The 2,898-nt window shown below is 43.8% G+C and carries 3 protein-coding genes; all 3 read left to right on the top strand.

The features are described 5' to 3' along the window. Positions 1–706 (top strand): asparaginase (locus RRG12_RS42510; RefSeq protein ID WP_420763243.1); only part of this gene is annotated, 706 nt, incomplete at its 5' end. A 438-nt stretch (positions 707–1,144) separates the two neighbouring features. Further along, the gene (locus RRG12_RS42505; RefSeq protein ID WP_069070738.1) at positions 1,145–1,627 is read left to right on the top strand and encodes a group I intron-associated PD-(D/E)XK endonuclease; all 483 of its coding nucleotides are present in this window, start codon (positions 1,145–1,147) and stop codon (positions 1,625–1,627) included. Positions 1,628–1,669: 42 nt separating this feature from the next. Further along, on the top strand, positions 1,670–2,898 hold a 1,229-nt coding region (locus RRG12_RS42500; RefSeq protein WP_420763242.1), incomplete at its 3' end, for a YcjF family protein.

The following is a 2,898-nucleotide window of genomic DNA, read 5'->3' as shown; positions in this document are numbered from 1 at the left end:
TACAAGTTCCCATAAAGGCAGAATAGATCAAGTCCGACAGGTATTTAATATTCTTTGGCGGGCTGATCTTGACCCGACTATACTCCAGTGCCCAATTCCTGAAGGTAAGCGGAGTCCTTTAGAATACAATTGCTCTGGAAAACACGCAGGGATGTTAGCTGTTTGTCAGCAACGCCGTTGGCCCTTGAATAACTATTTGGATCGCAAGCACCCAATACAGCAGTTGATTTTGGGCAAAGTAGCAGAATTGCTGCGAATGCCAGCGGAAGAGTTTATCAGCGCTCATGATGACTGCGGCGCACCAACTTATCTGATGCAACTAGGTCACATGGCCTCTTTGTATGCCCTGTTAGCTTCTAGTACTAACTTGGATATGGAGCGTATTGTCCGTGCGATGACTCATCACCCCGCTTTGGTAGCAGGAGATGGAGAATTTGATACGGAACTGATGCGCTTAACTCCAGGGGAACTAGTCAGTAAAGCTGGAGCCGAAGGAGTGCAGTGCATTGGTAGACTCGGTGAAGGCATGGGATTGGCAATTAAAGTTATGGATGGGGCAAAGCGGGCAAAACACGCCGTTGCTATTCACTTACTCCAACAAATGGGTTGGATTAGTCCCAGCGCCGCACAAAGCCTCTCAGAGAAGTTTGTCACCTTAGGAAAATACAAGCGTTTAGAAGTAATTGGAGAATTATCATTTTTGTAGTTGCCAAACTCTTGACTATAGGTTATTATAAATAAGTCGAGAGCAACGCGGGATAGAGCAGCCTGGTAGCTCGTCGGGCTCAACGGGCAAAGTTAACTAGACGCTTATTAGTTAAGTTTGCTATGGGCGGCACATAAAGAAACTTATGTGCGTTTATCTGTCAAACTCGGGGAAGCCAATAGCGCGGTAATCCCGAACCAAGCTCCAGAAATGGAGAAGGTGTAGAGACTGGAAGGCAGACACCCTAACGCTAACGGCGAGGGTGAAGGGACAGTCCAGACCACAAACCAGTATATCTGGGCAACGAAAGTTGTAGTTGGTAAGCATAACCCGAAGGTCAGTGGTTCAAATCCACTTCCCGCCACCAAATTAAAATAAAACCCTGGAATTTGAAAAGATTCCGGGGTTTTATTTTATTTAATTATTTTTATTTTGCAGATGGACACAAAGCTTAGAGGAGACATAGCTGAACAAGCTGCTGTTATTCATGCCTTAAAGCGTGGTTGGGGAGTTTTGAAACCTGTTGGTGATAGACTACCTTATGATTTAGTATTTGATGTTGAGGGAACTCTAGTTAAAATTCAAGTCAAATATGCTTGGTTTGATAAACCTTCTGGCAATTATGTTGTAGATAATCGCCGCACTAAAACCAATCGGCGACAAATGCTTCGAGAAGCGTATACTCTAGCAGACTTTAATTTTGCTTTAGTTTATATAGAAAATCTTGACCTGTTTTATATCTTCCCAATAGACATATTTATTGGCTACGGTAGCGAAATACACCTTGTTGAAGCTGAGAAAAGACAGCGTAAACCGCGTTCTGCACAATATAGGAATGCTTGGGAGCTAATTTCAGCAAAATCTCTAAGTCAAGAAAGTTGTGGCTGTTCGGCTGTTGAACTTGAAAAAGCAGGTTTTTGATCTATTCTGGAAGAAATAGCCATCAAAAAGGCGCGGAGAATCATGGTTGTGAAGTTGCAGCGACCAATTTTAGTGGGAGGATTGGGACTGTCCTTTTCCCTGTGGATGTTGGACAGTTGGCACGATTCTATAGTGCAGGTGAGTGAGTTTGGTTTGTTGAGTGCTTTAGCTGTAGGCGGCGGTTTGTGGTTATTCCAACAAAATCGCCCGAAAGACAGTTTAGAGCAGCTAAATGGTATGGTTGTGGATCGGGCGACTGTGGAAAGTGCGATCGCTAAGACTGAGACTGTAATTAACCAATTAGCACAAGAATCAGAAAACCATCCGGCATTACAAACACTCAGAGAACAAGTTGCCCAATTGTTGCTGGAATTAGATAGACAAAAAATTAAAGTGGCTGTGACTGGCGGGAAATCCGTAGGTAAAAGCACTTTAATTAAAGTGCTAAAGCAAAATCTAGAGACACAAAATTTGGTGTCTTTAGAAGAAACAGCACCTTTATTTAGAGAAGTCGGTGAAAATTCAGATGCGGCTATTTTGGCAGAAGTAGCAAAATCTGATTTTGTTCTGTTCCTGACAAACGGTGATTTGACAGACTCAGAATTTCAAACCTTACAGCAGCTAAAGGCAGCAAATCAATCCACAATCCTGGTTTTCAACAAACAAGATCAGTATTTAACTGATGAAAGCGCCAGCATCTTTAGTCAATTGAAACAACGGATGCAGGGAAATGTAGTTGCAACTGCGGCCTCTCCTATAGCCATCAAAGTCCGAAAGCATGAGGCTGATGGTTCTGTGCAAGAGTGGATGGAACAACCAGCAGCAGATATCCAGCAGTTGACGCAGCAGTTGGGTGAAGCTTTGGTACAGCAAGGACAACGCCTGGTTTGGGTGACAACCATGAGAAAAGCTGGGTTGTTGAAAGCTGAGGCGAAAAACTGGCTGAATGGAACCAGACGCGATCGCGCCACTCCAATTATTGAACAATATCAATGGATAGCTGCTGCTGCTGCCTTTGCTAACCCAGTCCCAGCCCTTGATATTCTGGCGACTGCGGCAATTAATGCTCAAATGGTAATGGATTTGGGTAATATCTATCAGCAGAAATTTTCCCTTGAACAAGCACAAACCGTAGCTGGAGCAATGGGAAGTTTAATGCTGAAAATGGGTTTAGTTGAACTTTCTACACAGGCTATTCGTACTGTTCTGAAAAGAAATGCCGTTACCTTTGTTGCTGGTGGCGTAGTTCCGGGAGTCCGTGCAGCTTCTTT

This window comes from Nostoc sp. CALU 546 (assembly GCF_048836525.1).
The sequence above is the reverse complement of the archived record's forward strand: the minus strand, read 5'-3'. Positions and strand labels throughout refer to the sequence as shown.

Excerpts from the sequence above, each read along its gene's own strand:
- RRG12_RS42505 (WP_069070738.1), top strand. The coding sequence starts at position 1,145 with ATGGACACAAAGCTTAGAGGAGACATAGCTGAACAAGCTGCTGTTATT.